This window comes from Rhizobium sp. 01N447_2, from assembly GCF_056399245.1.
Map to the genome: position 1 here is coordinate 82,902 of NZ_JBFTQY010000003.1, position 26,115 is coordinate 109,016.

The following is a 26,115-nucleotide window of genomic DNA, read 5'->3' on the forward strand; positions in this document are numbered from 1 at the left end:
TCATCGCCCGATATAGATCGAGCCGAAGGACTGGCCGAACTGGCTGACCAACGCCGCAATCGAGAAATAGATCAGGAAGAGCCCGCCCATCAACAGATAGGGCGTGGAAATGAAGTAGACCGGGATCTGCGGCGCCAGCTTGTTGATGAAGCCGATCGAGACGTTGAAGATCAGGCCGTAGATCAAAAACGGGCTCGACAGCCGCAGCATGATGTAGGTGGTCTGTTCCAGCGTGTCGGTAAAGGAGATCAGCGTCGCGCGCATCTGCATCAGGCCGCCGAAAGGCATGGTCGTGTAGGAATCGATCAGCGCGCGGAAGACGATGTGGTGGAAATCCAGGATGAAGAGGATCATGATGCCGGCAAAGGTAATGAAGCCGGACAGGCTGGTCTCCGGCGTGTCTTCGAGAATGTCGGCGGAACCCGGCTGAGTGTAGCCGACCATCATGGCGATGATCGTCGCGGCGAACTGCATGCCGAGCGTGTAGATCCTCGCCAGCATGCCGTACATCACGCCGATCAGCGATTCGCTGAAGATCAGGCCGATATAGGTTCCCGAACCTGTGTGAACGGCCGGGTAGACGGTGTCCCAGAGCAGCGGCATGACGGCGATCGAGAGCGCGCCGGCGATGAAGACGCGCAGCTGTTCAGGCACGCGCGCCGACGAAAAACCCGGAAGAGCCAGCACACAGCCACCGATCCGGCAGAAAACCAGAAACAGCGCGAGAACGGTCCCTTGCGGGTCTGTTATCATGAAATAGAGCCCAAAATCTTTATCTCGATGCCCTTGGCCAGTTCGACATGCGACAGGACCGGGAGCGTGGCGAACAGCCGTTCGATGATCATGCGCACATAGGAGCGTGTTTCCGGCGACGTGACAAGGGCGAATGGCAAGCCGCGATCCATGAACTCACGGATAACTTTGGTGGCCTGCTCGCTGAACTCTTCCAGGCTGCGCGGATCGATGTCGAATTCGATCACCTCGCCCTTGGCGTCGCGCTTCAGCGCCTGGTGGAAAGCGAGATCCCATTTGCTGCCCAGCCTGAGCACGCGCAGCACGCCATTGTCGGCCAGGTCGCCGCAGAGCTGCTGGGCCATGCGGATGCGGACATGCTCGACGATCTGCTCGGTCTTCCTGACATGCGGGGCAAGCTCTGCCACCGCCTCGAGAATGAGATGCAGGTTGCGGATCGAGACACGTTCGGCAAGCAGCAGCTTGAGCACCGCCTGCAGGCCCGAATAGGACATGTGCGACGAGCAAATCTCGTCGGCAAGCTTCTTGTATTCGGGATCGAGCCGATCGATCAGCACCTTGACGTCCTTGTAGGACAGAAGCTGCGGCAGGTTGTTGCGGATGACCTCGCTCATATGGGTCAGCACGACGGAGACGTTGTCGATCGGCTGGAAGCCCTCGCGCTTCAGATCGTCGGAGAAGTTTTCGAGGATCGAGACGGCAGGCATGCCGAAAGCGGGTTCGCGGATTTCGTCGCCGGGAATGCTCGGCCGGCGACCGGCGCCGGTGACGACGAGGACTTCGCCGACGCGTAGCAGGTTGGAGGCGACGGTCGTGCCGTGGATGCGGATCTGGTAGGACTTCTCGGCGATGGCGATATCGTCGGTCACCTTGATCTCAGGCACGACGAAACCGTATTGCGTGGCGAACTTCTTGCGCATCTTGCCGACACGGAAGGCGAGCTCCTGGTGGGCGCCGAGCAGGCGCGTCGAGACCATCTTGCCGAGTGCGAGCTCGATCTCGGAGGTGCGCAGCACTGCCTTGACCGAATCCTTTTCCAGTTCCTTGCTCTGGACGACCTTCTTTTCTTCCTGCTCGCGGCGAAGCATATTTTCGGCTTCGACCTGACGCGGGATGAACCAGGCGCCGAAGGCGAGAAGACCGCCAAGGACCACGAAGGGAATAAACGGCAGGCCCGGCATCAGGGCCAGGATGAACATCAGCACCGCCGAGACGGAAAGCGCCCGGGGATAACCGCTCAACTGGTTGACGACCGCCTGGTCGGTGGAGCCGGTGGTGCCGCCGCGGGAGACGAGAAGGCCGGCGGCGAGCGAAACAATGAGGGCCGGCATCTGCGATACAAGGCCGTCGCCGACGGAGAGCTTGACGAAGACATCGGCCGCTTCGCCGATCGGCATGCCGTGGCGGAAGTAGCCGATGATGATGCCGCCGAAGATGTTGATGCAGGTGATGATCAGGCCGGCGACGGCATCACCGCGCACGAACTTCGACGCACCGTCCATCGCACCGAAGAAGGAGCTTTCCTCCTCGAGTTCCTTGCGCCGGCGCTGAGCTTCCCTCTCGTCGATGATGCCGGCCGAAAGATCGGCGTCGATCGACATCTGCTTGCCGGGGATGGCGTCCAAGGTGAAACGTGCGCCGACTTCGGCGATACGTGTGGCGCCCTTGGTGATGACGATGAAGTTGATGGTGATGAGGATCAGGAAGACGATCAGACCGATGACGAAGTCGCCGGACATCACCAGGCTTGCGAAACCGGCGATGACGCCGCCTGCTGCTTCATGGCCTTCATTACCGTGGGACAGGATGACGCGTGTCGTCGCGATGTTCAGCGCCAGCCGGGTCATCGTCGCGATCAGCAGAATGGTCGGGAAAGACGAGAAATCGAGCGGCTTCTGGATCCACAGCGCGACCATCAGGATCAGCACCGAGAAAGCGATCGAGAAGGCCAGTCCCATATCGATCAGGAACGGCGGAATCGGCAGGAAGAGAATGCAGATGATGCCGATGATGCCGAGGGCAAAACCGACATCGCGCAGGCTCGGGGCGACTTTTGGAAGGGGGAGTGCAGGTGATTGCGCCATGACGATTCCGTCTCTTCATGAGAGGAGGCGGACATGAGTCCGCCCAATTCGGATCGAGAATTAAATGGCGAAGCTTGCGCGAAGGTGGCTCAGAGCGGTTCAGCTTTTCATGGAAGCGTAGAACCGCTCTAACCTTTTGTTTCTACGCAATCCCCGGCAAAAGCGCTTCGCGCTTTGCCTGGCAAAACCGCTGCGCATTTTTGCTGGAATTGCTCTAGAAGCCGGACTGGATGCGYGAGAAGACCAGATTGGTGAAAATCGAGATCTGCGAGCCGACGAAAGGCGCGGTGACGCCGACCGTGATCAGCACCGCGACGATCTTCGGCACGAAGGTCAGCGTCGCTTCCTGCACCTGGGTCAGCGCCTGGATCAAGGCAATGACCAGACCCACCACCATCGCGGCGATGACCGCGGGACCGGCGGCAATCAGGACTGTCCAGATCGCGGCCTGGAACAGGTCCAATGCATCAGCTTCGTTCATCTGAAGGCAACCTCATATCGCCTTGAAGCAGCCCCGCCGTGGCCGGACCGCCATTGATTGGTATTACCCGAGCTCCGCGGCGCACCGGCGCCGTGGGTATCAGGTATCGCTGCTGTCGGCGGTCGGTGCCTTGTCGGCTACCGTGATTCCCGCCTGCACCAGTATACTACCGCCATCCGTGGTCGTCGCAATGATTCCATCCGAATAAACCTTGACGGATTCGATGGTGCCTTTGACGGTGCCGTCGGCGCTTTCCATATATTTGCCGACGTAGCTGCTGGCTTGGGTGAGGCTCGAGCTTGCGAGCAGCGTGTCCAGCTTGGTGTTGGTCTGGATCGTCTGTTCGACCTGCGAAAAGCTCGCCAGCTGCGACATCTGTTCGCTGGCGTCGACCGGATCGGTCGGATCCTGGTTCTTCATCTGCGCGATGAGCAGCTGAAGGAAATTGTCGTAGTTCAGCGTCGCCTTCTGCTGGGCCGAACTCGTCGAGGTCGAAGTGCTCGTCGTGCTCACGCTTGATGTAGCATCTACCGCCATGGTGCAATCTCCCTGCGAATCTGCTCGACCATCGTCGGCGGCATTTCGTGGTTGTTGAGGATATTGTCTTCGATCGTGTAGAGGCCGCGGATCGCCTTCAAGGCATCGAAGGCGCGACCAGTCGAGACGAGCGCATCGATGCGCTTCAGTTCGGCGAGGATTTCCTCGTTCTTGAAGCAGGTGAGCAGCATGGTGATCGACTTGCGGAACATCGCCGTCGAGTGGTCCTTGCCCTCGGGGTTGATGAGGATCATCTGCGCGATGAAATAGAGCTGACGCAGAGGCGTGGTAGCGCCTTCCGGCTGCAGGACGTGGTTTTCGAGAAGGAACGTGACATCATTCAGGAATTCCAGCGCGACCTTGCGGTCGACGCGCAGGACGGCGCCGTTGATGAAGATTCTTTCTCCGGCTTTCAGAGAAATGCGAAGTGTACTTTTCATTTAAGTCCATCCCTGATGATGGTGGTAACGTCGATGATGCCCTGGTAGTTATTAGACTGACGTTTTCTGATCCTGTCGCATTCCTTCAATATCCAGATCGCGATCGATATGAGGTTGGCCCTGAGCTCGATCTCCAGCTGGTTGTCGGGATGTTTCAGATCCTCGATGAAGCTGATCCACACCCGGCGGGTATAAAACAGGGCTTCAATGGCTTCCCGGCCGTATTTTTCCTTTTCGCGCGCCAACGACAGAAGGTCTATGGATCGGTCAAGAACCTGCCATTCCCGCTCTTTCGCGTCGGCCACCGAGTCCTGCATGACTTCGGCATATGAGAACTGATACATTCATGCATCCTTCTTTATTGCGCGCCTTTGCTCATCAAAGGTAGTTTACAAGACTCAACTGCTGGATCTTCGAGACGATCGTGTAGGCGGTTTCAAGCTGCGTTTCCAAAGTCTTGACGAGGGTCGAGGCTTCATAAGGATCGACCCCCTGGAGATCGACGAGCTTGTTCTTGATGATGTTGGACTGCGCGTCGAGGGCGTCGTTGGACTTCTTGACGCGCTCTTGGGAAAGGCCGAGCTGGCTTGCCTGGGTCACGAGGCCGCTGGTCGCCTTCGTCGTATAGCTGATCGCCTGCTTGGACACCGTGCTCATCGCATCGCTGCTGAGGCCCTGGCCCAACAGCGCCGAGGTCATCACCGAGGCGAGCGCGAAGTAACGCATGCCCTCGGAATTGGCATTGGTCGAGGATTCGATCACTTCCGAGTTGCTGATGCGGCTCGTCATGTTCTGGCTCGATGCCTGCGACCAGCCGGTCGTCGGGTCGGTCCAGGCGGTCTCGCTGAACATCGGCTCTACCGTCGTGGTGATGAAGGTGCTCATTTCGGCGCCGGTGAGATCACTGACCGCCTTGCCGAGGCCCGTTGCATAGGTGTTCAACTGCGTGACAATGGCTGCGCTCGTCGCGGTCGTCTTGTCGGTCAGCGGTTGCACATCGGTGTTGATGCCCGAGAACAGATATTCGCCGTTTACCATGGTATTGGCCGTGTCCATCATCGTGGACAGGGCGCTGGTCGCCGACTGGATGGCGACGGTGATGCTGCCGGGATCATGGCTGCCCTGGAGCGCCGTCAGCTTTGAAACGAGGCCGTCGCCGACGTCCTTCATCTTGGAAAGGCCGAGCTGCGAGGATTCCATGCGTGCGGTGACGAGCGAATTGCTTGATTTGATCGAGTCTATCCTGTCGACCTCGCGGCTGAAGTCGACGCTCCTGGCGGCGTTGCCGCCGAGCGAGATACCGATATCCGCATAGACTCCCGTCGTCGCTTCCATCGTTGCCTTCGTCATCTGGTTCTGCGCCTGACGGATCGTCAACCGCATCGCGTTCTGAATGGCCGAACTTGAAATAAATGAGCTCTTCATGGCTTAACTCGCAATATCCAGCAATGACTTCAACATTTCGTCAACGGCGTTCAGGATCTTGGTCGCCGCCTTGTAGGACTGCTCTATGTCGAGTAGCAGCGTCAGCTCCTCGTCGAGGTTGACGCCGGTCTCGTTGGAATAGGCTTCGTCGGAGCGCGACAGCGCCGCCGAGGTGTTTTCCGCCGCCGTTGTGGCGTTGCTGCGGTACTGCTCGAGCCAGCCGAGGGAATTCGTGGCGAATTCCATGATGCTGACGTTCGAATCGATGCCCGTCGTGGCGTCGAAACCGACTGTCGTTCCCGTTGCCGGGTCAAAATCCATATCGGAGCCCAACGCCGTATAGAGGCGATCAAGTTCATCCGTATAACCGCTGACGCCCGTCGTATTGAGGACGACACCGGTGGCATTGATGCCGCCATCACGCAGGCGCATCGGGTCGCCGCCCTGCGCGGTGATCACACGACTGCTGACGCTGATGGTCGACGCCATGCCGGCAACCGCAGTACCGCCCGTATCGACCGTGCCACCGCTCCAGGTGAAGAGGCCGGGCACATAGGTCGGGCTGGCTGCCGTGTTCTGCTCCTTGAAGAGCGAGACCAGGCCGCGGGCGATTTCATCGAGCTGCTTCTGGAAGTTCGGGGCGATTTCGTCGCGGACCTGGAGGAGAGACTGAAGGCTCCCCTGCCCTGTCGTCGTCGATCCGGTGCCGCGCGGAAGGGCCACACCGTCGACATAAACCGAATTGCCGACAGTGGCGGCGGTATAGATATCCTGAGACTTGAACGTCACGGTGCGCGGAACCGTCTCGAAGAGGATCGTCCCGTCAGACGTGCTCAGCACCATGTCGTTATTGTCGCGCGTCGTCGCGTTGACGCCGACGATCTGCGAAATCTGCTTGAGAGCCTTCTCGCGTTCGTCGAGGGCGCCGGATGCATCCGCACCCGAGGCCGTGGCGGTCTTCACCGCGTTGTTGGCCTTCTCGAAGTCGCTGAGAAGCGTATTCAGCTTATCGACGTCGGTGGCGATCTGCTTGTCGGCGGTGGCGCGGACGTTCTGAACGGATTGCGAGGCATTGTTCAGCGAGTTGGCGACGTCCTGGGCGGCGGTGATGGCGCCTTGGGCGGCGACGGTGCTGCCCGGCGTCGTGCGGAAGGCCTGAAGCTTCTGCTGGAAAACACCGAGATAGGTGGATGGCGACGTTTCGTAGTCGTTGCCACCCACGATCGACTTGAGGTCTTCGAGACCGCCGAGCAAGGCCTGCTGGGCGCTGTCCTGAGAGGATGTCTTCAGGTACTGGCGCAGCAGCGCATCTTCCTGCGCCCGGTCGATCTTAACGACCTGGGCACCGTTCAAGGATGTGGTGAGCATCGCCTGCCGGCGCACGTAATCTTTGTTGCCCGCATTCGAGATATTGTTCGATACGACACTGCTTTGCGTGCCGGTATTGTTGAATATGCTCTGCGCGGTATTAAGTGCGGATGTGAGCGACATGGCTTACCCGGTACCTTGCTTATCTCTTGAGGTTGACGAGGACGTCCATAATGTCGGACCCCGTCTGGAACACCTTGGAATTGGCGGTATAGCTGCGCTGCGATTCGATCATCTCGGTCAGTTCGCCGGCAAGGTCGACGTTCGAGCCTTCGAGGGCGCCTGACTTGATGGTGCCGAGACCGTTGGTCTGCGGGAAGCCGGTAACGGTGACGCCGGACTGGCCGTTGGCGCTGTAGACGTTGCCGCTCATCAGCGTCAGCTTGTCGGGGCTCGCGACGTTGGCGAGCGGCACGCGGTAGAGCGGCTTGGTGCTGCCGTCTTCATACTTGGCGTAGACGATGCCGTCACCATCGATCGTGACGTCCTTGACCGGGCTTGCAGCCTGGCCGTTCGGCGTACCGGTGCCGGCAAAGTCGGCGCCGAGCTGCGTGAAGCCGGAGAGATCCATGGCGATCGTCTGGCCGGTCACCGGATCGACGATGTTAACGGCGCCGCCCGCGGTCATCTTGCCGTTGCCGTCGAAGGTGAGCGTGGTCGTGCCGACATCGCCGCCGACGGTGCTGTACGGGAAGGATGTTGTGCCGCCCGTCGCCGCATCGGCGTTGCGGAAGATCGAAACTTCCCAGGTGCTGGTGATGGTGGGAGCTGGCGTCACCGTGGACTTCGTGAAGTAGAAGTCGTACATCACCTTGTTGCCAAGCGTGTCGTAGGCGACCATCGAGAACTTCTTGGTGTCGGTGGTCGTCGTGGCGAGGTTGGCGCTCGGAGCCGTCGCGGGAGCAACCGGAGCGATCTTGGCGTTGGAATCGAGGTTGCCCTTGAAGACACCTGTGGTCGAGGCGACGGCGGTCAGCCCTTCCTGGTTGACGTTGACGGGAACGAGGCCATCGAAGCCGTTTACGACGACGGCAGGAGCGCCGGAATCGTAGGAATAGCCCATCAGCATGAAGCCGGCGGCATTGACGAGGTTGCCTTCGTCGTCCTTGGTGAAGTCGCCGGCGCGGGTCAGAACCGGCGTACCGTCAGCCCCCTGGACGATGAAGAAGCCGTCGCCCGAGATCGCAAGGTCGGTGCCCGAGGTGGTGTAGGAAATATCGCCCTGGTCGGAGACAGACTGGCGGACCGAGGTCTGAACGCCGCCGGAATTGTAGTTGCCGCCCGAGGAAGGCAGAACCAGCGACGAGAAGCTCGTCGACACGGACTTGTAACCGGTGGTGTTAACGTTGGCGATGTTGTCGGCGACAGTGCTCAAGCGGTTGGCCTGAGCGTTCATCCCCGATACTGCCGTCTTCATGCTGCCGAAAATGCTCATCTGAAAACCTCGTTTTACCTGTTATGCACGAGAGTATTTGTCGGGCCTTGCGTGAAGCTGTCTGTCATGGCGAGCTGCGAGACCAGATATTGAGGTTCAGCCGGGTATCTCCACCCGGCCGAGAAAATCAGGCCCAATCAATGCAGTAGCCAAGGAAGCGCTTGGAATCGACCGGGTCGACGCCGAGCTTTTTGCGCAGCTTCTTGCGCAGCTTCGAGATATGGCTTTCGACGACGTTCTCCTCGACCTCTTCATCGAAGATGCCGTAGATGGCGTTGAAGATCTGGGTCTTGGTGACCCGGCGACCGCGATTGGCGATCAAATATTCGAGGATGCGGCGCTCGCGCCGGGGAAGCGCGAAGACTTCGCCGTTGATCTCGGGGTCACGGCCATCCGAGAAGACGCGGATCCCGCCGATCTCAGTGTAATTGGTAATCGCCTTCAGCCGGCGCCGGATCGCAGCCGCCCTTGCGAGGATCTCGCGGGGGTGCACCGGTTTGCGCACCACGTCGTCGACGCCGCAGTCGAACAGCGCAAGGGTGTTTTCGAGCGAGTGCTGGTCGCTGACCGCAATCACCGGCGCCATCGACCGATCCCGGATCGCCCGGGGCAGTTCGAAATTGCGCTGGCCCTGACCGATCAGGAAGGCCTCGACTGCAGCTATATCGGAATCGGCGGCGGTCTGTACCCACTCACCGAATTCCGCTGGATCAAAGCCGGTCGAGGGAATGCCCTCACGACCGAACAGAGATGTGTATCCATCTTTCACGAGCTCACGCTCATCAACCACTACGATCATTCGTCCGCCTCCGAATCAGTGTGGCACTTCGATGATCTATGGGTACGAATCGCACGAATCGGCGACAACTCGTTAAAGTTAATGGCAGAAACTAATAATTGATTAAGATCTGGGTAGCGATTTGATCTATATCTAGTGGGTATGCCTGATTATGCCCACCAAAATTTCGTGGAAAAGTTAACGGTCGGTTAAATATGGCTTGCACAGGGGATTCATGCCGGATTCCCGCCATATTGTGACACAGTTTCGTCACAATGCGCCACTTCCATCTTTGGTTGAATTAATTTTGACAAAAGTTACTCGCATTGGGAGTCCACTTGCCGTAGCCCGTGGCAACCAGATTGGCGATGACGCGGCAGACATATTGCTTCTGTGCCGGATTGTTGTTGGGTCCGGCATGGTATCTGGCTACCGCCATCGTCCATGTCTCATGACGGTCATGCAGGTTGCGGAGGAATTTTGCCGCATACTCCACGTTGCGATGCGGATCGAACATCTCCTCGGCGGAGCGGAAATTCTCGCCGTGAAAGTAATGGTTGATCTGCATGCAGCCGATGTCGATGAGCTTGGCGCCGCTGCTGCGGGCGACATCGAACTGCCGCATCGCGTCCTGCTCCGAGGGCGGAAAGATCGCCTTGCCTTCGACGTTCATGGCGTAGGGATAGAGCGAGCCCTTGCGGCCGGTCTCCGTTAGACCGACCGAATAGAGGATGCCTTCCGGGATGCCATATTTGGCCGCTGCCGACTGGATCTCGCGTTCGCAGGCGCCGGTGGAGGCTGATGCCTCAGAGGTAAACGCCGCCAGTGCCGCTGCTGCCGCCAGAACGAGCGTCTTCAATACTGGTATCGCCTGCGCCATTGAAGCCTCCGTCCGTCCGCTGTGCCGTCTGATTTTGGCGCTCGCGCGCCTCGCCGCCCTGCCCCTGCTGAGGGAGCGACTGCTGCTGGGAGGCCTGGCCCTGGTTGCCGGCGTCGGGACGCTCGACCGGCGCCATGCTGATGGTGACGTTTTCGACCGCGTAACCCTGGCTGCGCAGAGCTTCGAGAATCTTGCCGTGATCTTCCTTCATTTGACGATAGGCCGCTCCGGTTTCGACCTTGAGGTCGACGTTCAGAGCATCGCCGGACAGGCGCATGGTCGCCGTCACCAGGCCGAGATCGAGCGGGTTCATCTGGATCTTCAGCGTATTGACGACCTTGCCGGTGCTCGTCCATTCCGCTGCGTTGGAGAGCGCCGAGCTCGGCTCCATGGCGCGCGCCCATTCGGAATCGCCTGAGAGAGCGGCGGTAACGGCAGCGGAATTGGAATTCTGCATCAGGCCGATATAGCGGCGCGATTCGAGCACCGAAACGTTTTCGACATCGGCCTTCTTCGAGCCATCTTTCGGACCGGCCTGATCGGTGCCGATGTGGACATCCATCGAGACGCCGCGGCCATCGGCGCGACTGATCCTGAATGTCCTGCCATCGGCGGCTTCGGCATTCTCCGATCCGGGAACCTTGATGTCATCCGCCTTGCCGCTCTCGATGTTGCTGCTGACGGCCGCCAGGGCGTCGGACGCATGGCCGCCCGCCTTGACGTCGATACTGTCGAGTTTCTTGTCGGCCGTTCCAGCCTCGCCGGTCTTGGCGGAGACCTGATGCGCGGCTGCCACCGCCGGCAAAGTCACTGCACCGTCGGCGGGGTCCTGCTTCAGCAGGCCGAGAACATCCGAAATGCCGCCATCTTCGTCATCGGTGGTGTTGTCCGTATCGGTTTCCAATGCGTCGCCCTTGGCGTGCTTGACGCCCTTGGCTGCCGGAGCGATCTCATCTGCGGAGCGGTCCTTCGGATCCAGCTTGCCCAAGGCGAGATCGGCCGGCACTTTGACCTCAGCCTTTGCGGGCTTTGCCGCGGCCTTTTCGACACTGACGATCGTTTCCGGCTGAACATCCGCCTGCGTCTTCAACGCAGCGTCGCTAAGATCGATCAACGGCTTTGCGCCGCTGCGGCCGCGGATCGTGCCCGCCACCTTGTCGGTGCCGGCGTCGGCAACCACGCTCTGATCCGGCTGCGCATCGTCGGCCTCGTCATTGACGGCACTGCCGCTCGCCTTGGCCAGCGCGTCGGAGAAGCCGTTCCTTTGGCCGGCGGCATCGTCTTTTCCGGCCGGTCGCGCAGATTTCGCAATCGCGGCGGACTCCGCACCGGGGGCTCCGCCCGAGACGCTCATATCCATCATTGTTCGTTGCCTTCCTGCGCCAGAAGACCGTCGATCTCGTCGAGCTTGGATCGATTGGTCGTCACAAATGCGTTGAATGAGGGGTCGGTATCCTGGCTCTGGCCAGTCGATGCCACACCTCCCGGAACAGGCTCGGGAAGCACGCCTGGCGCTCCCGGTTGCGTCGCTATAGCCGCAGCCTTTTCAGAAGTGATTTCTTGATGGTCAGTGTTAGGATCCGAGGCTTGCGTCAGGCTTGCCGGGTCGGGAGCGCGCAGGATCTGCTCGGCAACCGATCGCGCCGCCTCCTGCAGCGCCTGATCCCGCGGCGAAAGCGCGTTGCCGTCGATGCCGCTGACATTCTTCGCCGCCCGGTCGATATCCTCTGTGGGAAGGCCGGCCATGCCGCCATAGAAATCCGCGAGCGGACCGAAGGCATTGTCGGTGCCGGCGCCAAGCGACTGCACACGTCCGACTGCCATGCGCGCCAGCTCCGGCTTGCCCGATATGGCGGCAGCGCGGGCGATGCGCAGATAGACCTCGCGCTGGCGCGGAGCGTCCATGAAGGACAGGATGTCGATGACATCCTGCGGTTTCACGTCGTGATCGTGGCCGACGACGAGCGTGACGAAAAGATCGGCGAATTGGCTGGCATAGGGCGAATGCAGGAAGCGCCTGACATAACGTTGCGAATAGGCCATTCCCTTGTCAAGCATCCCCTTATCGACGCAGATGGCCACAGAGCGGCGCAACGCCGCCTCCTCGACGATCGTACCGGGTGCTGCAAGGCGCGCCTGGTCATAGAGATCCAGCGCGTCTGTCGGTTTCGTCGCGATCAGCACGTTGCCGCCGATCAGCGCAAGGTAGGGGCCGATCTTCTTGTCGCGATATTCCCTGGCCGTCTCCTCCAGCGTCTTGGCGACGAGGAGCCCCTTGCCGCTCAGATATTTGCGCAGCACGTCGGTGACGCGATTGTCGAAATAACCGTTGACGTCGTGGGCGATCAGATATTCGAGCGTCTGGGGATTGCCGCCGCTCATCGCGTAAATCAGCGCGGCATCGACATTGCGGTCGTCGTCGAAGATCGAAGGATCGACAGTGCGCAGCCGCTCGTCGATCGTGCCCAGCATGAAGCGCTGCATCTCGCCGGCCGAATGATCGCCGCTGACGACGGAATCCTGCACGAATTGCAGCGACCGCAGCATCTTGTACGGCGCGAGATCATCCGGATCCTGTGCATTGCCTGCGGCCGACGAAAGCATCGCCAGGCCAAGGGCCACAAATCCGACGTAGCGATGCTGCCGACGCGCCATTCGACTATCCTTGATCCGCCTGCACCAGAATCTCGATCCGGCGGTTGGTCGCGTTGAACGGGTCGGACGGCAGCTTCAGCCGGCGATCGGCGAAGCCGGAGACCTGGGAGATGCGTTTCTCGTCGAGCCCGCCGCGCACAAGCATGTAGTAGGCGCTCTGAGCGCGATCCATCGAAAGCCGCCAGTTCTCGTTCTGCGTGCCCTTATACTGGCGCCCGTCCGTGTGGCCGCGGATGGCAACCGCACCACCTCTCGCCTTCAGGATCGCGCCGATCTTTTCCATGGCGAGCACCATCTCCTGGCGCGGAACCGCAGAACCGATATTGAACATCGAATCGTCGGTCTGGTCGGAGATGCTGACCAGCAATCCGCCCTCGGACGCCATCACGGTCAGTCCCTCGGCGAGCTTGCCGGCAACGCCGCCGATCTGCTGGGCGATTTGTGCCTGCAGTTGCTCGGCTTCCTTCTGCTGCTGCTCGGTCTCCGCGGCGCTCTTGTCCGCATCCTTCTGATGATCGGTCGCCTTCTGAGCTTCGGCCTTCTTGTCGTCGGGCGACTTGCCACCCTGCGACTTGCCGTCCTTGGCTTCGACCGCGCCCTTGGTTTCCTTAGTTTCTTTGGTTTCCTTGGCAGCCTTCTGATCGGTGGTCAGCGGTATAGGCTTCATATCCTCGACCTTGGCGATCTCGCTCGTCTCGCTCTCGACCGCCTGCTGGTCGCTCTTGCCGGGAGGCAACGTCTTGCCGGCCGTCGTGACCTCGACCTGTTTCGTCCAGAAATCCGGATCGAAGGGATCACGATAGGCCTCGCCGCCATCGGCGCCGGTGGCCGGGCCGGAATCGGCGGCACCGCCGTCGCCCTTGGCGCTGACATTGGCCTGCTGGCCGACTTCCTGCGCGATCTCGGCAAGAACCGAATACGGATTTTCGAAGAAATCGGCCTCGGAATAATTGGTTTGGTCGCCTGATGTCGATGTCTGGTCATCACCATCCGCCGCGGCCTTGCCGTCGTTMGGATCTTCTTCCTTCTGCTTCGACTTCTCCTGCTTCTCCTCGCCCTCGGCGTTGTCGACGGGCTTCTTCAGGCCCTTCTCTGTCGGCTTTTCGTCAGAGAGTTTGATCGGATTGAAATAGGTCGCCACCGATGCTTTGGTCTCCTCGTTGGCGGCATTGACCAGCCACATGACTAGGAAGAACGCCATCATCGCCGTCATGAAGTCGGCATAGGCAATTTTCCACGCACCGCCATGGGCGCCATCGTGATCACCGCCGCCATGTCTCTTGACGATGATGATCTCGTTCTTGCCGTGGTGGTGGTTTTCGCCTTCGCTCATTCGAGAACTTTCTTCAAGCTGGCTGCCCAGGCGGACATACGGGTGACGATGACGGAATCACCGATTTCGACGGCAAGATCGATATCCTCGGTCTCAAAGTGGCGAACCGCCTCGGCATGTTCGCCGAGCTCGGCCTTCAATATGTCGAAAAGCCGGGTCGGCCCCCTGACGACGATCGCTCCGGCCGCGCCTTCGAGGATCGCGTCGCGCAGCAGGGCGGCGAGGCTTTCGGCAGCCTTGGCGGCAAGCGCTTCGGTCATCACAGGCGCGATGGCCACGGCGGCGCCGGCGCTGACCAGCTGAGCGATCTCTTCGGCGATATCGCGGATGCGGGATGCAATGACCGCCGCTGCCTCGACTTCGTAGCGAAGCTTCAACTCCTCGAGTTCCCGCGCATGGACCTCCGCCAGCGTCCGCGCCTCGCGTTCGTATTTCTCGGTTAATTCCACGGTCGCTGCGGCATGACCTTCCGCATACGCTTCGCGGCGCTCCGCCTCGACGTCGATCGCGGGTTCGCTCGCCGGTTCGGGGAAAACGTCGCCGCCGAAATCGTCCATGTCGAGGATCGGCGCTGACGATTCCGGTTCACCGAAATCCTTCAAATACCGGGAAAGCGTAATGCTCATAAAAAACCATCCAGCATTCGGGAGGCATGCAACATGCCCGCCCCCGCTCAAAGTGACCTTGCGCGCCGGCATCCCCTTCGAAACGGGCAAGGGCCTGACCTTGCGCCGGCACGGRTTCGAACGATGCCTTCATGCCGGAAACTAGGCAGTCAAACTTGCGCGAGGATGAATGGCGCCGCCACCAGCCGTGATCGCGCCCACCCCTATTCCAGCAGGATCAGGATCTTGCTCGCAGCCGTGTTGAGGATCGAGATCGCTTCGACGGCCATCTGCTTTTGGGTTTCGATCGCCTTCTGCCGGATCGAAGCCTCGTCCATGTCGGTATCGACGAGCGCACCGACGCTCTTGTCGATCGAATCGGACAGATCGGCGGTATAGTCGATCTGATCGTCGATGCGCGTCTTCATCACGCCGATAGACGCGGCCGTCGTCGTCAGCGAGGAGAGCAGCGCGTCGGTCACGTCAAGCATGTCGCCGAGTTGCGCGTCGGTCGTGTTGTTGTCGATCGCAATTTCCGTACCCGTCGCCGGCGTGGTGGAGTTGGCGTTCAGCAGATAATAATTCCGCGACGTCGTGCCACTGTTATTGATCGCATTGGCATCGACCGACTTGGTCAGCAGACCGCCGCTGGCATTGTTCTTGTCGATGAGGATGGTMTGCGACGATGGGAAATCGATGGTCTGGGCCTGATATTCGCCGGTCGGAGCGCGCACGAAACCAGAGATGACCTGCCATGTCGGCGGCGCAGCAGTGTCGCCGTTCAACAGCCAGTTCTCTCCCGCAAACGACGTCGATTCGACGATCGTCTGCAGCTGCTCCTTGTATTCGCCGATCTCGGCGTTGATCTTGTCCTTGTCGGTGCCCGGCTCTCTTGCCGAAACCAGCTTGGCGCGAATCTCACCTATGATATCGATCGCCGAGTTCATCGCCGTGTAGGTTGCATCCACCTTGGCAGCGCCGAGGCCGAGCGCATCTCCGATCGTTCCGAGATTGGTGCTGTCCGAGCGCATGACGGTCGCGACCGACCAATAAGACGCATCATCGGCTGCGGTCTCGATACGATATCCCGAGGACACTTGCTGTTGGGTCTGGTTGGCTTCTTTGTTGATGCTGCGCAGCACCGCAAGCGCATTCACCGCGGCCGCGCTGGTAATCTTAACGGTCATCGACAGGTCTCGGAATCGGGGTGAAAGGGCAGGCCGGATTGCCGGCGGCGACTGGGGTGGCGTCATGCCTCCGGCAGGGTTTCCACCGGTGTGTCGCAAAAGCAAATCAACTCAAAGCGAAGTTAACTCGATATCAACCTGTTGGGCAAGAGCACGGCGCCGAGCCTGGCGCGTCGGCCGAAATTTCGATCAAACTATTGATATAAAAGAAAGAACCGCGCCGTTTCGGGCGCGGTCCGGGAGGCTTCTCGTTTGCGGCCAGACGACGCCGCAAGATTCGGTCCAGCTTCAGCGCCTGACTTAGCTGCGGAACAGCGTGAGGATGTTCTGAGCGCTGGAGTTGGCGATCGACAGCGACTGGATGGCCAGCTGTTGCTGGGTTTGCAGGGCGCTGAGCTTGGAGGATTCTTCTTCCATATTGGCGTCGACGAGGCGGCCGACACCGGAGTCGATCGAATCGCTGAGCGCGCTGACGAAGCCTTCCTGCAGCTCAATGCGAGTGGAAATAGAGCCGAGCTGCGATGCAGCCTTGGTCATCGCCTCAAGGCCTGCCTCGATCGACGTCAGGGCCATGGAGATCTCAGGCGAATCGAAGTTGGTGATGTCCATCGAGTAGATCGAGCCGATCGTACCGGATGATGTGCCGATAAGGCCGGAGCTGGTCTCGATCGCGCCGGTCGAGTCCATGCCGAAGAGAACGTTGCCCGTGGAGCTCGTGTCCAGAATGTAGTCCGTCGTCTTGACCGAGACATTGCCGTTGCCATCGCGGACGAACGAGGAAACGACGCTCTTGGTGCCGTCAGCGCCGGCAACCCAGTTTTCACCGGAGAAGGAAGCCGATTGCGCGATGCTCAGGAGCTGCTGCTGCAGCTGGCCGATTTCTTCCTGGACCTTGGCCTTGTCGACACCCTTTTCGGTTGCAGCGACGATCTTCGCCTTGATCTCGCTGATGACATCGATGGCACTGTCCATGGCGGAGTAAGCGGTGTCGACCTTGGCGGCGCCGAGGCCAAGAGCGTCGGAAACGGCGGAAAGTGCCTTGTTGTCGGAACGCATGGTCGTTGCGATCGACCAGTAGGCGGCGTTGTCGGCCGCCTTTTCGACGCGGTAGCCCGATGATACGCGGTTCTGCGTGTCCTCGAGGCTGTCGTTGATGCCGCGAAGTGTCTGAAGAGCGGCCATTGCCGCGACGTTCGTCAAAATGCTGGTCATGAAATGATTGCCCCTTGTTGGCAGATGGAAAAAAGGGACATTCCGGAAAGCTACCGGGAACGGGGACCAGCCTCATGCCTGTTAACCGGTTCTTAAATTTGGTTAACCCGCCGTCTCGTTGACCGCAGAAGACAGCATTATGGTTAATCGAACGTTAACGGACATTAAAAAAGCCGCGCTCCATTGAAGCGCGGCTCGATTCTGATGCCCGCCGGAGACCGGCGGGCTGATGTTTCCGAGGGTTATTAGCCGCGGAACAGCGTGAGGATGGTCTGCGAAGAGGAGTTCGCGATCGACAGCGACTGGACGGCCAGCTGCTGCTGGGTCTGCAGGGCGCTGAGCTTGGAGGACTCTTCTTCCATGTTGGCGTCGACGAGACGGCCGACACCGGAGTCGATCGAGTCGCTGAGAGCCGAGACGAAGTTTTCCTGCAGTTCGATGCGCTTGGAGATCGAGCCGAGCTGAGCGCCGGCGCTGGTCATCGCCTTCAGAGCCGATTCAACGTTGGTCAGAGCCGACTGGATTTCGCCGAGGGTGAAGTTGGTGATGTCCATTGCGTAGACAGAACCGGTCGCACCATTCGAAGTGCCGAGGATACCCGTGGAGGTTTCGACCGAGCCGACGCTCATGCCGAACAGAACGTTGCCCATGGAGCTGCTGTCGAGAACATAGTCGGTCATCACGACCGAAACGGCGTTGGAGCCGTCACGGACGAAGGAGGCAACGACGTTCTTGGTGCCGTCGGCGCCGGCAACCCAGTTTTCACCGGAGAAGGAAGCCGACTGAGCGACGCTCAGGAGCTGCTGCTGCAGCTGGCTGATTTCTTCCTGGACCTTGGCCTTGTCGACGCCGTTTTCAGTGGCGGCAACGAGCTTCGCCTTGATGTCGCCGACGACGTCGATGGCGCTGTCCATGGCGGAGTAAGCGGTGTCGACCTTTGCAGCGCCGAGGCCGAGAGCGTCGGAGACAGCCGAGAGAGCCTTGTTGTCCGAACGCATGGTCGTTGCGATCGACCAGTAAGCAGCGTTGTCGGAAGCCTTGCCGACGCGATAGCCGGACGAAACGTGGGCCTGGGTTTCCTGGAGACCCTGGTTGATGCCACGGAGAGTCTGGAGGGCTGCCATTGCAGCGTTATTGGTGTTGATGCTCGTCATAGATTGCTTGCCCCTTGTTGGCAGATTTTAAACAGGGACATTCCGGATTTTCGGCCGGCCCACAGCGATCAGCATCATGCCTGTTAACCATTTCTGTTAAGGTTAACTCGCCGTTTCGATGGGCCTAGAAAACACCAAGATGGTTAAGGAAAGCTGAATTCGAATTGGAAATTACTTAAAAATATCTGATGGTTAGAAGGATTGTCATTAACCTTATATTAAAATATTTCGCGGCCGGGGATGACCCGGCCGCGAGACTTGGAAACCTTGTGCCGACCGGTCTTAGCGGAAGAGCGACAGGATGTTCTGCGAAGAGGAGTTCGCGATCGACAGCGACTGGATCGCCAGCTGCTGCTGGGTCTGCAGGGCGCTGAGCTTGGAGGACTCTTCTTCCATGTTGGCGTCGACGAGACGGCCGACACCGGAGTCGATCGAGTCGCTGAGAGCCGAGACGAAGTCGTCCTGGGCGTCGATGCGGCTGGAGAGCGAGCCGAGAGCAGCGCCGGCGCTGGTCATGGACTTCAGAGCTGCTTCAACGTTGGTCAGAGCCGACTGGATCTGGCCGGACGTAAAGCTGGTGATGTCCATCGCGTAGATCGAACCGGTCGCACCACTCGAAGTGCCGAGGATACCCGTGGAGGTTTCGACCGAGCCGCCGCTCATGCCGAACAGAACGTTGCCTGCAGAGCCGCTGTCGAGAACATAGTCGGTCGTGGTGATCGAAACGGCGTTGGAGCCGTCACGGACGAACGAGGAGACGACGCTCTTGGTGCCGTCAGCGCCGGCAACCCAGTTTTCACCATTGAAGGAAGCCGACTGAGCGATGCTCAGGAGCTGCTGCTGCAGCTGACCGATTTCTTCTTGGACCTTGGCCTTGTCGACGCCGTTTTCAGTGGCGGCAACGAGCTTCGCCTTGATGTCGCCGACGACGTCGATGGCGCTGTCCATGGCGGTGTAAGCAGTGTCGACCTTGGCGGCGCCTACGCCGAGAGCGTCGGAGACGGCCGAGAGAGCCTTGTTGTCCGAACGCATGGTCGTTGCGATCGACCAGTAAGCAGCGTTGTCCGAAGCCTTTTCAACACGGTAACCAGAAGAAACGTGGTTCTGCGTGTTGTTCAGGTTCTGGTTGACGCTACGCAGCGTCTGGAGAGCGGCCATTGCGGAAGAATTCGTGTTAATGCTTGTCATAAGTCTGTCCCCTGGAAACTAGATACAAAAAGGAGGACATACCGGACTATAGTACCGGCGATGACGGACCAGCTTCATGCTACTCGGCGCCTGTTTTGTTTGGCCCAAACCCGTCATGTCCAGGGCAATCTCGCAGCCAATGCTTGCCAACTCCTTAAAAATACAGACCCTCGGCCGGCTCCTCACAGGGCATAGTTAATGCCTTCTCACAAGGCTTAGTTAATGCCTGCTGAAGATAATTTTTGGCATCCGAATTCGAGCGGTAAAAGCGAATTTTACCGGCGGAAGCGGCGCTTTCCTGGGACAGTCGAGGCTTTCTGGACAAAGCAGGCACTCATCGCGCCACCGGTTTCAAGCAAGCTTCGAATGCCAGTATGGCAGATGCCGGTATAGCATCATCGGACTGACCTCGTTTTGGGGAGGACGGTCCATGCGCGCTTCGGCGATCGACAGCCATGCCAGAATATTTCCTTCACGGAGTTGGGTTTTGAACAGCAAAGTTTCGTTCTCTGCGGCATCCAAGGATTACCAGATGGGCCGCTACACACAGTCCTTGGCGACGCTCAACCAGTTGATGGATATCCAGCCGGACGCCAAGACCTATGCGCTGCTGGCCAAGAACCTCGTGCAGCTCGGCTTCAAGGCCGATGCCGCAAAAGCCTATGGCCTGGCCGGCAACTGCGAAGGACCGAATTCCTACGAATACCAGAAACAGGCTGCCAAGCTGCATTACGAGACCGGCAATGAGGACGATGCTCTGCTGATCGCCATGCGAAACCTCACCAAAGCGCAGGAAGACGCGGAGCTCGCCTTCATCATCACCGCGATCTATTTGAAGCGCCAGCAGCGGGATATCATCCGCCCGTTCAAGACGGTGCTGTCGCAGAGTGCCAATCCCGATCATATGCGCCTGGCGGCCCTGCTGCTGAGCGACGATCTGAACGACGCAACCAACCAGAACCTCGCGCGCAACATCTTCAAGCGGTTTCCCGGCAATCTCGCATTCCGCTTTCTGCATCTGGTTTTCGCTCGCGAATTCAATGAGTTCGAAGAGGCGAGCAAGCATCAGGCGGTGATCGACGCGGCCCTTGCAAAGGGCGATATCGAGATCCTGCGCAAGGACAACCCGTTCTATCATCTGCACTGGTGCGGCAACGAAGACTTCAACCGGTATGCGACGATCGGCACCACCCCCCTCAACCAGGAACGGGTGGCCTTCCGCCGCAACCAGCCGCACAGTTGGTCGGACAAGATCCGGATCGGCTACATGTCATCAGACTTCTGGGATCGCCACGCAACGATGAAGCTCTTGCAGCGCATCCTCGAACTGCACGACAAGGACCGGTTCGAGGTGACGCTCTTCTGCCATACAGGCCCGGAATACCTCAAGCACAACACGATCGACCGCAGCCGCTGGGGCCGGATCGTCACCGTTCATGGCTTCTCCGATCAGGCGGTGCTGGAAGTGGTGCGCGAGCACAATATCGACATCATGGTCGACCTGAAGGGCCACACTTCGGGCAGTCGCGCGACGGCCTTCAACCTGCCGCTCGCACCGGTGCATGTCGGCTGGCTCGGTTTTCCCGGCAGCACGGTCAATGTCGACCTCGACTACGTCATCGGCGACCATTTCGTCCTGCCCGAGGTGGCCAAGCCCTTCTACCATGAGAAGTTCTGCCGGCTGCCGGAGAGCTACCAGCCGAACGACCCGATGCATCGTCCGAAGCCGCGTCCTGTCACCCGCGAGCAACTCGGCCTGCCGGAAGACGCCTTCATCTTCGCGTCCTTCAACGGTAACCGCAAGATCACGCCGGAGACGATCGGCAGCTGGTGCCGTATCCTGAAGCGCGCCCCAAACAGCGTGCTCTGGCTGATGGCGAACACGCCGCGCAACCAGGCAAACCTGCTGAAGCAATTCCAGGCGGCGGGCATTTCGCCCAAGCGGATCATCTTCTGCCCGCGTGCGCCCTATGAACAGCACATCGACCGCCAGCAGGCGGCCGACCTCGGCATCGATACCTTCCCCGTCAACGGCCACACGACCACCTCGGAGCAGCTCTGGGGCGGCCTGCCGGTCCTGACCGTCAAGGGTACCAATTTCGCGTCACGCGTCAGCGAGAGCCTGCTCAGGGCCATAGACCTGCCCGATCTCGTCGCAGACGACCTGCGGGCCTATGAGGACATGGCTGTCGAACTGGCTGAAAATCCCGGACGGATCGCTGAGTACAAGGCGCATCTCAAGGAGAAGCGCTATATCGCGCCGCTCTTCGACGCCGAACGGTTCTGCGACCATCTGGAGCAGGCCTATGAAATCATGGCCGAGCGTTCCAAGCAGGGTCTCGCACCCGATCACATGGACATCCCGGCGCTGCCGCCGCGCACGGCGCCGTTCGCAGCCGAGTGAGGCTTTTTGATCCGCATGAAAGAACCCGCCGGAGCGATCCGGCGGGTTTCTCATTGGCCAATATCAAGCGGCGGCAGCCGGTCAGTTGAACGAACGCACTAGGCTGCCGACCAGCAGGTTCCAGCCGTCGATCAGCACGAAGAAGAGAATCTTGAAAGGCAGCGAGATCGAGGTCGGCGGCAGCATCATCATGCCCATGGCCATGGTGATTGTGGCAACGATGAGGTCGATGACGAGGAACGGAAGCACGACGAGGAAGCCGATCTCGAAGCCGCGGCGAATTTCGGAAATCATGAAGGCCGGGATCAGCACGCGATAGTCGATCGGATCCGTCGTCTGGATATTCTGTCCGCGTTCACGCGCCAGATCGACGAAGAGCGCCAGATCCTTGTCGCGGGTATTCGCCGCCATGAAGGTGCGGAAGGGTTCGGCGATACGCTGGACGGCCTCGGTCTCGTTGATCTGATTGGCAAGCAGCGGCTGCACGCCGTTCTGCCAGGCCTGATCGAAGGTCGGCGACATGACGTAGAAGGTCATGAACAGCGACAGCGACAAAAGGATCATGTTGGAAGGCGTCGAGGAGAGGCCCATCCCTGAGCGCAGGATCGAGAAGGCGATGATGAAGCGCGGGAAGCTCGTCACCATGATCAGGATGCCCGGCGCGACCGAAAGAATGGTTAGCAGGCCGAATGTGCGGATGATCCAGGCGGCGACGGAGCCATCGACCGGCACGTTCAACAAGTCAGTCGGAAGCTGCTGTGCCACCGCCAGTTCCGGTACCGCCATGATGGCGGCAAGGAAAACTATGAATCGAATCATTCGATGACAAATGTCCTGAACATGACCTTCGATACCCGCCCTTGCGAGCGAAGGTCAACACGTTCCTGTATGTCATCCTTGAGATATTGAAAGCCGCGCGGCCCCTCGATCTGCTGAAGGGAAACGGTTCTGATATAGGCTAGGATATCCTGATGAATATCCTCGGAAACCTTGACATCCGGCGGCCCGTTGAACAGCAGCGCGACTTCGAGTCGGACCCAGTTTTCCGAGGGGTAAGCGAGGTTCGACGTGATTGGTTCAAGCTGGACGACGTTGTTGGCCTCGGTCGAGATGCGCGCCAGACCTTCCTCGGCCTTCTTCTTGGCCTCGGCATCCTTGGCCTGCTCGATCTCCTTGGCGCCCTTGATGTTGGGCGCGACGATCGTGCCGACCGCCCAGCCGCCGCCGGCGCCGAGCAGGGTCAGGACGGCGATGCCGATGATCGTCATCAGCGAGCCGGATTTCTTCTTCGATTGACCTGCGCTTGCGTCTTGCTCTGCCATCGTCGTTCAGCCTCAAAGCGGCGAGAAAAGATCGACGGCCTGCTGGCCGCGCGGAGGCTGCTGCACTTCCATCAGGCGGCCGCGGCCACCGTAGGAGATGCGGGCTTCGGCGATCTTGTCATAGGAGATCTGGTTTTCGGCATTGACGTCCTGCGGACGAACGATACCGGCGACGTTCAGGATGCGCAGTTCCTGGTTCAGCCGGACTTCCTGCGAGCCCGATATGACGAGGTTGCCGTTTTCGAGAATGCCGGTGACGACGGCGGCGACCAGAAGGGTGAGCTTGTCGGTGCGCTCGATCTTGCCCTTGCCGTCGGTGCTGGTGTCGGAACCATAGGTCAGGTCGGTCTTGGACTCGGGCGTCCAGCCGAAGATCTGGGCGTTGACGTCCCAGTTCATGCCGCTCGAATTCGTGCGGCTGCGGTTGGTCTCGTTGTCGAAGGAGGCCTTGTCGTTGATCTGGATATCGACGGTCAGGATGTCGCCGACGTTGAGCGCGCGCGCGTCCTTGAAGAGGGCGGCCTGCGAATCGCTCCACAGCGAATAGCCCTGCGCCACGGCGCGCGGCTGCTTCGGATAGAGCGCCATCTGCGGGGTCTGGCCATAGGCGAGGCCGCTGCCGATCGGGCTCATGGCGGGCGCACGGCCGATCTCGCTGACTGCCGTCGGAGACTGGCAACCTGCAAGGATTGCGAGGGCGGCGATCGCGGCCGGGAAACGCATATTCATGAAGGATCCTTCGACGTATTGGGATCGGACGCACTGGCGATGACGCTGGCGATGACCGCGGCCTTTTGCGGGTCCATCTCGTTGAGGATGAGGCTCGACTGCCGCGGGCCGAGCCGCATGATCACGGCGGAGGCCACCTCGATCTTCATGTCCTGCAGCTGAAGTGCGGCCGCATCCGGTTTCATCTTCCTGTAGATCTCGGTGAGGCCGGCTTCCGCCTGCTTCAGGAAATCATCGCGCCGCTTCAGCCAGTCCTGGTATTCGGTCTTGCGCTTGTCCATTTCCGCCATGCGGGCGTCAATATCGGCGCGAAGCTTTTCCAGTTCCTGCTTCTGCAAGAGGTAACGCTGGTCGCGGGCGGGATCGGCAATGTTGGTGCAGAACTGCTTGATCTCGTCCTGGGAGGTGATGTCGCCCGCCGGCGCATGTTCCTGCGCGAAGGCGCCGGGGATCGACAGAAGGACGAGGCCCGCGGCCGGCAGCGCCAACCGGCGCAGCAGTTGCAGGACCGTCATGTCACGGTTGATGATATCAATCATTGCAGCACAAGCTCCGCCTGCAGGGCGCCTGCCGACTTGATGCCCTGGAGAATGGCGATGATGCCATCCGGTTTCACGCCGATATTGTTGAGGCCAGCGACGAGGGTCCTGAGGTCGGGGCCGTCGATGATCGCGACACGCCCACCAGTCTGCTCGGCGGCAATATCGGTCTGCGGCTGGACGGCAGTCCGGCCTTGCGAGAAGGGTTCGGGCTGGATGATCTGCGGCGTTTCGGTGACCTGAACCGTGAGCGTGCCGTAGCTGACGGCAACCGGCGAGACGCGGACATCCGAGCCGATGACGATCGTTCCAGTGCGTTCGTTGATGACCACCTTGGCCGGCGTATCGGTCTCGACGATGAGATTTTCGATATCGGCCATCAGCCGGGTGAGATCGGCCGTGCGCGGCTTCTGGATCACGACTTCCTGCGAATCCTTGGCTTCGGCAACCGGGCCGCCGAAGCGCGCCGAGGCATAACCGTTGACGATGTCGGCGATACGGATCGCCGTCGAGAAGTCGGGGTTGCGCAGCTGCAGGACGAGATTGACAGAGTCCTTGAAGCGGGACGGCAGTTCCCGCTCGATAATCGCACCGCCGGGCACGCGGCCGGCAGTGGTGACGCCTTCGGTCACGGTCGCCGCCTGGCCCTGCGCCTGAAAACCGGAAACGATGGCGGCACCCTGCGCGACTGCATAGATTTGGCCGTCGGCGCCGGAAAGTGAGGTCATGACGAGCGTGCCGCCGCGCAGCGACGTCGCATCACCGAGCGAGCTCACCGTCACGTCGATACGGCTGCCGGGGCTTGCGAAAGGGGGCAGGTTGGCGGTGACCATCACGGCCGCCGTGTTCTTGGCGTTGGATTGGCCGCCCTGCGTCGAGATGCCGAGATTCTGCAGCATCGCGCGCATCGACTGTTCAGTGAAGGGCGAGGACCGGAAGCCGTCGCCGGTCCCCTGGAGGCCGACAATGAGTCCATAACCGATCAACTGGTTATCGCGGCCGGCCTGAAGGGAGGCGATGTCCTTGATGCGGGAGGTCAGCGCCCAGGCGGGCCCGACATCAGCCAAACTCATGGCGAGAACCGCGACAAGAGTGACGAAACGGAAGAACAATTTCATTTTGCCCTCACATGGACCGTGCCGTCCGCAAGCACCGTGCCGCTGACGATGACGCCGGAATCCATATTGCGGGCGCGGACGACCTGCCCGGTCGCGCCGTCTTCGAGYGGCGTGCCGGCGGCGGAAATCGTCATCGCGCCGAGCGAGAAGACCAGGCGAATCGAAGAGCCACGGGTTACCGTATAGGCCTCGCGCAGGGCCGAGACCGAGATCGTGCGGCCCGGCAACAGCGTGCGCTTGGAAACCATACCTTCGACCTGCGAAACGGATTTGGCATAATCGCCGGCGAGGTTGGGGTTGGTGACCTCGACCTCCTGGAGCTGGCTGGCCGACAATGTGTCGCCTGGGTAGATGATCGTGGTCGGGACGACGGCATAACCCATGCCGGCATCCGCCGACGCGGGCAAGATAATGCCCGCGACTGCGATCGTGGCTGCCGCCACCCATCCTGAGATGTGTCCTGCCCGGCAAAACATCATGTTTCGGCC

26 protein-coding genes are annotated in these 26,115 nt (G+C 60.2%); 1 reads left to right on the plus strand and 25 read right to left on the minus strand.

Features of this window, described 5'->3' with window-relative positions:
* The 19 genes from fliR to AC1ECN_RS02980 all read right to left on the minus strand — a co-directional run bounded on the left by fliR (position 1) and on the right by AC1ECN_RS02980 (position 19,515).
* Positions 1-753: a flagellar biosynthetic protein FliR gene (gene fliR / locus AC1ECN_RS02890; protein WP_018072589.1), complete on the minus strand. Its 753-nt coding sequence runs from the start codon at positions 751-753 to the stop codon at positions 1-3.
* Entirely contained in the window at positions 750-2,837 is a 2,088-nt protein-coding gene (gene flhA, locus AC1ECN_RS02895) for a flagellar biosynthesis protein FlhA (RefSeq protein WP_130671965.1), read from the minus strand. The genes fliR and flhA overlap by 4 nt, the downstream gene beginning before the upstream one ends.
* 214 nt (positions 2,838-3,051) lie before the next feature.
* A complete protein-coding gene (gene fliQ, locus AC1ECN_RS02900; RefSeq protein WP_009992823.1) occupies positions 3,052-3,318 on the minus strand; it encodes a flagellar biosynthesis protein FliQ in 267 nt (88 codons plus the stop codon).
* Between the two features lie 99 nt (positions 3,319-3,417).
* On the minus strand, positions 3,418-3,855 hold the full coding sequence (gene flgD / locus AC1ECN_RS02905; RefSeq protein ID WP_018072587.1) for a flagellar hook assembly protein FlgD: 438 nt from the start codon (positions 3,853-3,855) through the stop codon (positions 3,418-3,420).
* A complete protein-coding gene (gene flbT, locus AC1ECN_RS02910) occupies positions 3,846-4,295 on the minus strand; it encodes a flagellar biosynthesis repressor FlbT (RefSeq protein ID WP_003545563.1) in 450 nt (149 codons plus the stop codon). The genes flgD and flbT overlap by 10 nt, the downstream gene beginning before the upstream one ends.
* A complete protein-coding gene (flaF, locus tag AC1ECN_RS02915) occupies positions 4,292-4,639 on the minus strand; it encodes a flagellar biosynthesis regulator FlaF (protein ID WP_003545562.1) in 348 nt (115 codons plus the stop codon). Before flaF ends, flbT begins: the two co-directional genes overlap by 4 nt.
* Positions 4,640-4,673: 34 nt before the next feature.
* Entirely contained in the window at positions 4,674-5,720 is a 1,047-nt protein-coding gene (locus tag AC1ECN_RS02920) for a flagellar hook-associated family protein (protein WP_018493772.1), read from the minus strand.
* A gap of 3 nt (positions 5,721-5,723) precedes the next feature.
* Positions 5,724-7,211 (minus strand): flagellar hook-associated protein FlgK, encoded by a 1,488-nt coding sequence (flgK, locus tag AC1ECN_RS02925; protein WP_018493771.1) that lies wholly within the window; start codon positions 7,209-7,211, stop codon positions 5,724-5,726.
* Positions 7,212-7,230: 19 nt separating this feature from the next.
* Complete coding sequence (locus tag AC1ECN_RS02930) at positions 7,231-8,523, minus strand: flagellar hook protein FlgE (RefSeq protein WP_130671964.1); 1,293 nt, start codon at positions 8,521-8,523, stop codon at positions 7,231-7,233.
* A 127-nt stretch (positions 8,524-8,650) separates the two neighbouring features.
* Positions 8,651-9,322 (minus strand): transcriptional activator Rem, encoded by a 672-nt coding sequence (gene rem, locus AC1ECN_RS02935; RefSeq protein WP_003545558.1) that lies wholly within the window; start codon positions 9,320-9,322, stop codon positions 8,651-8,653.
* 280 nt (positions 9,323-9,602) lie between these two features.
* Positions 9,603-10,160, minus strand: coding sequence for a transglycosylase SLT domain-containing protein (locus AC1ECN_RS02940; RefSeq protein ID WP_130673482.1), 558 nt, complete (start codon positions 10,158-10,160; stop codon positions 9,603-9,605).
* Positions 10,108-11,544 carry a flagellar hook-length control protein FliK gene (gene fliK, locus AC1ECN_RS02945; RefSeq protein WP_130671963.1) on the minus strand — a complete coding sequence of 479 codons (1,437 nt, stop codon included), beginning with the start codon at positions 11,542-11,544 and terminating at the stop codon, positions 10,108-10,110. The genes AC1ECN_RS02940 and fliK overlap by 53 nt, the downstream gene beginning before the upstream one ends.
* Positions 11,541-12,836, minus strand: coding sequence for a chemotaxis protein MotC (motC, locus tag AC1ECN_RS02950; protein ID WP_018493767.1), 1,296 nt, complete (start codon positions 12,834-12,836; stop codon positions 11,541-11,543). The genes fliK and motC overlap by 4 nt, the downstream gene beginning before the upstream one ends.
* A 4-nt stretch (positions 12,837-12,840) precedes the next feature.
* A complete protein-coding gene (locus tag AC1ECN_RS02955; protein WP_130671962.1) occupies positions 12,841-14,169 on the minus strand; it encodes a MotB family protein in 1,329 nt (442 codons plus the stop codon).
* Positions 14,166-14,795 (minus strand): hypothetical protein, encoded by a 630-nt coding sequence (locus AC1ECN_RS02960; RefSeq protein WP_130671961.1) that lies wholly within the window; start codon positions 14,793-14,795, stop codon positions 14,166-14,168. Before AC1ECN_RS02960 ends, AC1ECN_RS02955 begins: the two co-directional genes overlap by 4 nt.
* A gap of 203 nt (positions 14,796-14,998) precedes the next feature.
* Positions 14,999-15,961, minus strand: coding sequence for a flagellin N-terminal helical domain-containing protein (locus AC1ECN_RS02965; RefSeq protein WP_477952152.1), 963 nt, complete (start codon positions 15,959-15,961; stop codon positions 14,999-15,001).
* A gap of 300 nt (positions 15,962-16,261) precedes the next feature.
* Positions 16,262-17,173 (minus strand): flagellin N-terminal helical domain-containing protein, encoded by a 912-nt coding sequence (locus tag AC1ECN_RS02970; protein WP_012756068.1) that lies wholly within the window; start codon positions 17,171-17,173, stop codon positions 16,262-16,264.
* A gap of 245 nt (positions 17,174-17,418) precedes the next feature.
* A complete protein-coding gene (locus AC1ECN_RS02975; RefSeq protein WP_018072577.1) occupies positions 17,419-18,327 on the minus strand; it encodes a flagellin N-terminal helical domain-containing protein in 909 nt (302 codons plus the stop codon).
* Positions 18,328-18,609: 282 nt separating this feature from the next.
* Positions 18,610-19,515 (minus strand): flagellin N-terminal helical domain-containing protein, encoded by a 906-nt coding sequence (locus AC1ECN_RS02980; RefSeq protein ID WP_018072576.1) that lies wholly within the window; start codon positions 19,513-19,515, stop codon positions 18,610-18,612.
* A gap of 430 nt (positions 19,516-19,945) precedes the next feature.
* Between AC1ECN_RS02980 and AC1ECN_RS02985 the strand changes: the two genes are divergently transcribed.
* Positions 19,946-21,919: an O-linked N-acetylglucosamine transferase, SPINDLY family protein gene (locus tag AC1ECN_RS02985; protein WP_018072575.1), complete on the plus strand. Its 1,974-nt coding sequence runs from the start codon at positions 19,946-19,948 to the stop codon at positions 21,917-21,919.
* 81 nt (positions 21,920-22,000) lie between these two features.
* Here AC1ECN_RS02985 and fliP read toward each other — a convergent pair whose 3' ends face one another.
* The 6 genes from fliP to flgA are packed head-to-tail and all read right to left on the minus strand — an operon-like array spanning position 22,001 to position 26,106.
* Positions 22,001-22,738: a flagellar type III secretion system pore protein FliP gene (gene fliP / locus AC1ECN_RS02990; protein WP_018486393.1), complete on the minus strand. Its 738-nt coding sequence runs from the start codon at positions 22,736-22,738 to the stop codon at positions 22,001-22,003.
* The gene (locus AC1ECN_RS02995; protein ID WP_130660930.1) at positions 22,735-23,241 is read right to left on the minus strand and encodes a flagellar basal body-associated FliL family protein; all 507 of its coding nucleotides are present in this window, start codon (positions 23,239-23,241) and stop codon (positions 22,735-22,737) included. The genes fliP and AC1ECN_RS02995 overlap by 4 nt, the downstream gene beginning before the upstream one ends.
* Positions 23,242-23,253: 12 nt before the next feature.
* On the minus strand, positions 23,254-23,970 hold the full coding sequence (flgH, locus tag AC1ECN_RS03000) for a flagellar basal body L-ring protein FlgH (RefSeq protein WP_018072572.1): 717 nt from the start codon (positions 23,968-23,970) through the stop codon (positions 23,254-23,256).
* A complete protein-coding gene (locus AC1ECN_RS03005; protein WP_018493763.1) occupies positions 23,967-24,509 on the minus strand; it encodes a MotE family protein in 543 nt (180 codons plus the stop codon). Before AC1ECN_RS03005 ends, flgH begins: the two co-directional genes overlap by 4 nt.
* On the minus strand, positions 24,506-25,627 hold the full coding sequence (locus AC1ECN_RS03010; RefSeq protein ID WP_018072570.1) for a flagellar basal body P-ring protein FlgI: 1,122 nt from the start codon (positions 25,625-25,627) through the stop codon (positions 24,506-24,508). The genes AC1ECN_RS03005 and AC1ECN_RS03010 overlap by 4 nt, the downstream gene beginning before the upstream one ends.
* Positions 25,624-26,106, minus strand: coding sequence for a flagellar basal body P-ring formation chaperone FlgA (gene flgA / locus AC1ECN_RS03015; protein ID WP_018072569.1), 483 nt, complete (start codon positions 26,104-26,106; stop codon positions 25,624-25,626). The genes AC1ECN_RS03010 and flgA overlap by 4 nt, the downstream gene beginning before the upstream one ends.
* Between the last annotated feature and the right edge of the window lie 9 nt (positions 26,107-26,115).

Coding starts and splice junctions, on each gene's coding strand:
- fliR (WP_018072589.1), bottom strand. CDS start 753: ATGATAACAGACCCGCAAGGGACCGTTCTCGCGCTGTTTCTGGTTTTC.
- flhA (WP_130671965.1), bottom strand. CDS start 2,837: ATGGCGCAATCACCTGCACTCCCCCTTCCAAAAGTCGCCCCGAGCCTG.
- flgD (WP_018072587.1), bottom strand. CDS start 3,855: ATGGCGGTAGATGCTACATCAAGCGTGAGCACGACGAGCACTTCGACC.
- flbT (WP_003545563.1), bottom strand. CDS start 4,295: ATGAAAAGTACACTTCGCATTTCTCTGAAAGCCGGAGAAAGAATCTTC.
- flaF (WP_003545562.1), bottom strand. CDS start 4,639: ATGTATCAGTTCTCATATGCCGAAGTCATGCAGGACTCGGTGGCCGAC.
- AC1ECN_RS02920 (WP_018493772.1), bottom strand. CDS start 5,720: ATGAAGAGCTCATTTATTTCAAGTTCGGCCATTCAGAACGCGATGCGG.
- flgK (WP_018493771.1), bottom strand. CDS start 7,211: ATGTCGCTCACATCCGCACTTAATACCGCGCAGAGCATATTCAACAAT.
- AC1ECN_RS02930 (WP_130671964.1), bottom strand. CDS start 8,523: ATGAGCATTTTCGGCAGCATGAAGACGGCAGTATCGGGGATGAACGCT.
- rem (WP_003545558.1), bottom strand. CDS start 9,322: ATGATCGTAGTGGTTGATGAGCGTGAGCTCGTGAAAGATGGATACACA.
- fliK (WP_130671963.1), bottom strand. CDS start 11,544: ATGATGGATATGAGCGTCTCGGGCGGAGCCCCCGGTGCGGAGTCCGCC.
- motC (WP_018493767.1), bottom strand. CDS start 12,836: ATGGCGCGTCGGCAGCATCGCTACGTCGGATTTGTGGCCCTTGGCCTG.
- AC1ECN_RS02960 (WP_130671961.1), bottom strand. CDS start 14,795: ATGAGCATTACGCTTTCCCGGTATTTGAAGGATTTCGGTGAACCGGAA.
- AC1ECN_RS02970 (WP_012756068.1), bottom strand. CDS start 17,173: ATGACCAGCATTTTGACGAACGTCGCGGCAATGGCCGCTCTTCAGACA.
- AC1ECN_RS02975 (WP_018072577.1), bottom strand. CDS start 18,327: ATGACGAGCATCAACACCAATAACGCTGCAATGGCAGCCCTCCAGACT.
- AC1ECN_RS02980 (WP_018072576.1), bottom strand. CDS start 19,515: ATGACAAGCATTAACACGAATTCTTCCGCAATGGCCGCTCTCCAGACG.
- AC1ECN_RS02985 (WP_018072575.1), top strand. CDS start 19,946: ATGCGCGCTTCGGCGATCGACAGCCATGCCAGAATATTTCCTTCACGG.
- fliP (WP_018486393.1), bottom strand. CDS start 22,738: ATGATTCGATTCATAGTTTTCCTTGCCGCCATCATGGCGGTACCGGAA.
- AC1ECN_RS02995 (WP_130660930.1), bottom strand. CDS start 23,241: ATGGCAGAGCAAGACGCAAGCGCAGGTCAATCGAAGAAGAAATCCGGC.
- flgH (WP_018072572.1), bottom strand. CDS start 23,970: ATGAATATGCGTTTCCCGGCCGCGATCGCCGCCCTCGCAATCCTTGCA.
- AC1ECN_RS03005 (WP_018493763.1), bottom strand. CDS start 24,509: ATGATTGATATCATCAACCGTGACATGACGGTCCTGCAACTGCTGCGC.
- AC1ECN_RS03010 (WP_018072570.1), bottom strand. CDS start 25,627: ATGAAATTGTTCTTCCGTTTCGTCACTCTTGTCGCGGTTCTCGCCATG.